Consider the following 5875-nt stretch of genomic DNA (forward strand, 5'->3'; position numbering starts at 1 on the left):
GAAAAATGGTTTATTCGACATGAATTTCTAAATATCTAATAATTTCTTTCGCAATATTTTTCTTAGTGGCAATTTCGATACCTTCTAAACCAGGTGATGAATTTACTTCTAATACCAAAGGGCCTTTAGAAGATTGCAACATATCTACACCTGCAATGCCTAAGCCTAAAGCTTTGGTTGCTTTTAAAGCGGTCTTTTCTTCTTCGTCTGTTAACTCTATAACAGTGGCGTTACCACCTCTATGTAAATTAGACCTAAATTCGCCTTCTTTACCTTGACGTTTCATAGCGCCTACAACTTTACCATCTATTACAAAAGCTCTAATATCTGCACCACCAGCTTCTTTGATAAACTCTTGCGCTATAACTCTTGCACCTAAACCATTAAAAGCCTCTAAAACAGAAGTTGCTGCATTTTTTGTTTCTGCCAAAACAACGCCCAAACCTTGTGTACCTTCTAGTAATTTTAATACCAAAGGTGCACCACCAACAGATTTTACAACATGCTCTACATCTTTTGTGTAATTTGTAAAAACGGTTTTTGGCAAGCCAACACCGGCTCTTGCTAAAATTTGTAGGCTACTTAATTTATCTCTTGACCTGGTAAGTGCTATAGAAGATACAGAAGTAAAAACTTTCATCATTTCAAACTGACGTATTACTGCTGTACCATAAAAAGTAACAGAAGCGCCAATTCTTGGTATAATAGCATCTACATTAGTTAAATATTCTCCTTTATAATATATTTTTGGAGATTTTTTTTCTATTTCGATATTGCATTTTAAATGATCTACTACCATTATTTCGTGCCCACGTTTTTCTGCAGCTTCTACTAATCTTCTTGTGGAATAAAGTTTAGGATTTCTAGATAAAATTACAATTCTCATTTGTTTTTATATTTTAATTTATGCGATAAATTTTTCTTTGCAGTGTCTATCACAAATTTTTTATTCAAAAATTTACGGCCTAGTAATACCGGAAACTTCATGTCTTTACGCTCACTAAGAGTTAAATAGATAGGAAAAGTTTGATTAAAAATAGTGATTTCTGTATGAATTCTAAATCTTGTTTCTGAAATACCATTAGAGCTTTTTACAATTTTAGACGCGTAATCATCAGATGTAAACTCTTTATTATTGTATAAAGGATGCTCTTCATCTAACAACGTAAACTTTAATATTGTTTTGTTGTTTTTTGTTATTTCAGTAATGTTAGTGCAGTGTATAGAAGAAGTGTAAGCGCCAGAATCTATTTTAATATCGATATCTTCTAATAAAAATTCTGGAAAATCTGCTTTGTCCTCTCTACCAATGGTTAACTTCATCATAACAATTTAATTTGTAAATTTATAAAGACTTGTTTAAACCACCTTGCTATTTTGTTATAAATTTTTAATAGCAGCTTCTGCACAACGTTCTCCATCCATAGCCGCAGAAACAATACCACCTGCATAACCACCACCTTCTCCACAAGGATATAGTCCTTTAATTTCTATATGTTCTAAATTTTCTTTTCTTGGGATGTTTACAGGTGATGAAGTTCTAGATTCTACACCCACAATATTAGCTTCATTGGTAAAATATCCGTGCATTTTTTTTCCAAATTCAGGAAACCCTTTTCGTAATCTACTACCAATAATCCTGGGTAAAAGAGAGTGTAGTGGAGCCGATTTTAATCCTGGTTGATAAGAACAATCATTTAAATTTGTGGATAATTTTCCGTCTACAAAATCTACCAATCTTTGTGCTGGTGCAGTTTGTGTTCTTCCACCTGCATAAAAGGCAATTTTTTCTAAATCTTTCTGAAACTCTAAGCCTTTTAACTCACCAAAATTCTCATATTTTTTAAAATCCTGATCGATATTTAACTCTACTACAATGCCTGAGTTTGCAAACTTGTTATTTCTTTTAGAGGGCGACATTCCATTTACCACAACTTCGCCTTCTGAAGTGGCTGCTGGTACAATAAAACCACCAGGACACATACAAAAAGAGTATACACCTCTGTTATTCACTTGATTTACCAAACTATAGGCTGCTGCTGGTAATAACTCGTCTCTTTCTCCGGAACAATTGTATTGAATTTGGTCTATAATTTCTTGAGGATGTTCTACACGAACGCCCATTGCAAAAGATTTTGCTTTTATTTTTATTTCTTTACGATGTAATAGTTCGTAAATATCTCTTGCTGAATGACCAGTGGCTAAAATTACGGATTTCACAGTCATCTCTGTACCATTTTCTAAGTGAATAGCTTTTAAAGTGTTATTTTTTACTAAAAAATCTACTACTTTGGTTTCAAAATGAATTTCGCCACCAAATAGTAAAATGGTTTCTCTAATATTCTGAATAATTTTAGGCAATTTATTGGTACCAATATGAGGATGTGCATCTATCAGAATTTGTTCAGTTGCTCCATGAAAAACCAGGTTTTCAAAAATTCTTCTCACATCTCCACGTTTTAAACTTCGGGTGTATAATTTTCCATCAGAATACGTGCCTGCACCACCTTCGCCAAAACAATAATTAGAATCTGAATTTACAATATGGTCTTGATTAATGGCTTTTAAATCTCTACGTCTGTCTTGCACATTTTTACCCCGTTCTAACACAATGGGTTTGTAACCCAGCTCTATACAACGTAAAGCAGCATACATGCCTGCAGGCCCAAAACCAATGATATGAATTTCTTTGGCACTAGAAACGTCTTTATAGTCAAAAGTATAGTTCGGTTTTTCTGGTATAGCTTCGTTTATGTAAACTGCTACTTTATAGTTAAAAATGATGTCTTTCTTACGCGCATCTATAGATTTACGTAATACTTTTACAGCAGTAATTTCTTTTTTATCAACTTTTAGTTGTTTAGAAGCTTTGTGTAAGAGAATGTTTTCTTTTCGTTCTTCTATTAAATTTACACGAAGTTGAGTTTCTTTAACCATGCCACAAAAGTAGGTAAATTAAAGAGGATTTTATTGATTTTTTGAGAGATTCGTTAACATGTTTATATATGATTGCGGAGTGTTTTAGTAATTAATTTAGCAAATAAACACTAAATAGAAAATACACAAATATTTTGTAAGTAGGTGAGAACAAGTATTAAATTATATACCTTGTTATCATACGTTTTATTTTGTGATTTTTTCAGCTAATATTTCATTCAATTTTGATGGTTTGACATTTCGACTAATGATTTTTCCTTTTCTATCCAATAATACATTATAAGGAATAGTCGTCAAATTATACATTCTCCCACTATTATTTAAAGTATCAATAACTTGAGTCCATCCTAGTTTATCTTCTTTAATAGCCTCTTTCCATTTTTCCGTATCCGTATCTTGAGAAATACCAAAGATTTCAAAACCTCTACCCTTAAAAGAATTATAAATTTCCATAAGTTCAGGATTTGATTTCCTACAAGGACCACACCAAGAAGCCCAAAATTCAAGTAAAACAAAATTTCCAATTAATGATTGGTTGTCAATTAATTCTCCATTTTGGTTTGGAAGAACAATCTTTGGGGGAATATTTCCATAATCTAAAACTTTTCTCCTTTTAATTAATTTCTTAACGTATTTTAAATCTTTTTTGTCTTGATAGCAGGTATCAAGAAGTTTATAAAGGTTTTCTAATTGATTACTGCTTAAGTAATCGTATCTGTTATTTATTTCGGCTAGATATTCTCCACTAAGGACTGACTTAGGATTGATGTTTATGAAATCATAAATGTTTTTATAAAGTAACGAAGTTTTTATACTGTCATTTGTTTCTTTATGAAATGTTTTAGCCATTTTTGAATCAAAATTATTTCTTAAATCTTGACTCTTTGAACCATAAATGGTATCAATTTTTATATATTTAATATTGTTTCCTCTAAATTCTCTTTTTTTATAATTTAATGAGATAAAAATTTGACTATTTTCAAGCATAAATGGTGCTATTACCTTTTGTTCTTTTGAGGATGGTGAACCTGGATATAAAAATGCCTCTAAAGGTTCTTGAACATTCCCTTTAAAATTAAAAATATTATTTTTCACTAGTGTACTGTCAATTCTGTCTTCATATTTTAAAAAAATGAAACCTTCAAAGTTTCCTTTAATTTCTCCAATAATTGAAAAGCCTATCTTTTTATTGTTTTTGCAATTCGAAAAAATAAAGGATAGAATAATGATTAAAAAAATATTTATTGCTTTCATGTAGTTTTTTATGTTTGATAACTTAACAAGATTATGACATCGATTTAATACTGAAACAAATTCAGCACAAGTAACTTATATTCAGCGTTAACGAAGTTACCGTTTTTTAAATTTAGATACAAACTAAATCAAGATTGCTTGTATCATTCGATCATTTCCAGAAAAATCTTTTTTTAACTCGATGTTTGTAAATCCTTTTTGTTTGAGCATTGTAACAGTTTCGTTACTTAAATATTGGTTAATTTCAAAAAATAAGAATCCGTTTTTAGTAAGATGATTTTTTGCCAAATCTGCTATTTTTTTATAAAATATTAAAGGATTTTCATCAGCAACAAACAACGCCAAATGTGGTTCATTATTTAAAACATTGTTTTTAATTTCTGTCTTTTCTAACTTTCTAACATAAGGTGGATTCGAAACAATAATTGTGTATTTTTGGGGTAATTTGTCTGTTTTTAATATATCTAACTCTCTAAAATCTATATTAACTTTATTTAATTGCGCATTTTTTTTGGCAATTTCTAAAGCACTTTTAGAAACATCAATGGCAGAAATATTGACGTTTTGTAAGTTTTTTGCCAATGAAATTGGAATACAGCCAGTTCCTGTGCCAATATCTAAAATATTCAAAGACTTCTCGACTGCGCTCGAAGTGACATTTTGATTTTTGATTTTTAAATTTTGAACACAAATTAGAATCCACTCCACCAATTCTTCTGTTTCTGGTCTGGGTATCAAAGTGTTTTTATCAACAAAAAAAGGCAGTCCATAAAATTCAGTGGTACCCAAAATGTACTGAATAGGCTCTTCTCTTTTTAATCTTGTGGTAATTTTTTTTAAATCAGTTAAAATCTCATTTTTTAATTTAAAATCAGGTTTTAAAACAATGTCAATCCTTTTTAAATTTAGCAATTCGTCCATTAAAATAAAAAAAAACGATTCTATTTCTGTTTTTGGGTATATCTCTGAAAGTGTCTCAGAAAAAAACTGTTTAAATTCTTTAAGCGTCATAATCTTTACAGTAATGGGCTAAAAAACCTACACAAACGCTCTAACGTTTTTTGTTTTGTAGATCTGTTTAAAAATGATTCTAATTCAATTTTGGTGGCTTTATCTCTTCGTTTATCAAACTCAGTTTTTATTTCATTAGTTTTATCAGCATCAAAAAGAATTGCGTTTAATTCGTAATTATGCTCAAAACTTCTACAGTCAAAATTTGTAGAGCCAATAGAGGCAATTTCATCATCAATAAAAATTACTTTACTGTGCGAAAAATCGTCTCGTAAATATATTTCTACACCCGCTTTTAACAAATCTACAAAATAAGAATACATGCTATAACTTGCTACTTTAGAATCGCCTTTTTTAGGCAGCACCAATTGTACTTTTACCCCACTTAAAGCTGCTATTTTAAAGGCTTCTAAAATGGAAAAAGTAGGAATAAAATAAGGATTCATCACACAAATTTTATTTTCTGCTAAGTTGATAAAACTTAAATATTGCTGCATTACCACAGATTGGTCGTAATCTGGACCGCTAGAGACAATTTGTAGTTTCGTTTCAGAATCTACTTTATGTTTTGCTGTGTATTTTTCTTCTTCACTTAAATCTGTATCTGTAGCATAAAAATAATCCCTTATAAAAGACTTGTGCAAATTGGCAACAGCTTCTCCTTCAATTTGTA

At 30.3% G+C, this 5875-nt stretch carries 6 protein-coding genes; all 6 read right to left on the reverse strand.

Annotated features, from left to right (window positions below; translation table 11 throughout):
• Positions 1–10: 10 nt before the first annotated feature.
• On the reverse strand, positions 11–886 hold the full coding sequence (gene rimK / locus ACTG3S_RS09760) for a 30S ribosomal protein S6--L-glutamate ligase (protein ID WP_439129172.1): 876 nt from the start codon (positions 884–886) through the stop codon (positions 11–13).
• Positions 883–1323, reverse strand: a complete 441-nt coding sequence (locus ACTG3S_RS09765; RefSeq protein ID WP_439129173.1) for an ATP-dependent zinc protease family protein — start codon at positions 1321–1323, stop codon at positions 883–885. Before ACTG3S_RS09765 ends, rimK begins: the two co-directional genes overlap by 4 nt.
• A 57-nt stretch (positions 1324–1380) precedes the next feature.
• The gene (locus tag ACTG3S_RS09770; protein WP_439129174.1) at positions 1381–2937 is read right to left on the reverse strand and encodes an NAD(P)/FAD-dependent oxidoreductase; all 1557 of its coding nucleotides are present in this window, start codon (positions 2935–2937) and stop codon (positions 1381–1383) included.
• Between the two features lie 186 nt (positions 2938–3123).
• Complete coding sequence (locus ACTG3S_RS09775; protein WP_439129175.1) at positions 3124–4191, reverse strand: thioredoxin-like domain-containing protein; 1068 nt, start codon at positions 4189–4191, stop codon at positions 3124–3126.
• 123 nt (positions 4192–4314) lie between these two features.
• Positions 4315–5202 carry a peptide chain release factor N(5)-glutamine methyltransferase gene (prmC, locus tag ACTG3S_RS09780; RefSeq protein WP_439129176.1) on the reverse strand — a complete coding sequence of 296 codons (888 nt, stop codon included), beginning with the start codon at positions 5200–5202 and terminating at the stop codon, positions 4315–4317.
• 5 nt (positions 5203–5207) lie between these two features.
• The coding region (locus ACTG3S_RS09785; protein ID WP_439129178.1) for a phospholipase D-like domain-containing protein at positions 5208–5875 on the reverse strand (668 nt) is incomplete at its 5' end.

The sequence above is a fragment of the Polaribacter sp. genome (genome assembly GCF_965656025.1).
Classification (GTDB): Bacteria; Bacteroidota; Bacteroidia; order Flavobacteriales; family Flavobacteriaceae; genus Polaribacter.

Excerpts from the sequence above, each read along its gene's own strand:
- ACTG3S_RS09765 (WP_439129173.1), bottom strand. The coding sequence starts at position 1,323 with ATGAAGTTAACCATTGGTAGAGAGGACAAAGCAGATTTTCCAGAATTT.
- ACTG3S_RS09775 (WP_439129175.1), bottom strand. The coding sequence starts at position 4,191 with ATGAAAGCAATAAATATTTTTTTAATCATTATTCTATCCTTTATTTTT.
- prmC (WP_439129176.1), bottom strand. The coding sequence starts at position 5,202 with ATGACGCTTAAAGAATTTAAACAGTTTTTTTCTGAGACACTTTCAGAG.
- rimK (WP_439129172.1), bottom strand. The coding sequence starts at position 886 with ATGAGAATTGTAATTTTATCTAGAAATCCTAAACTTTATTCCACAAGA.
- ACTG3S_RS09770 (WP_439129174.1), bottom strand. The coding sequence starts at position 2,937 with ATGGTTAAAGAAACTCAACTTCGTGTAAATTTAATAGAAGAACGAAAA.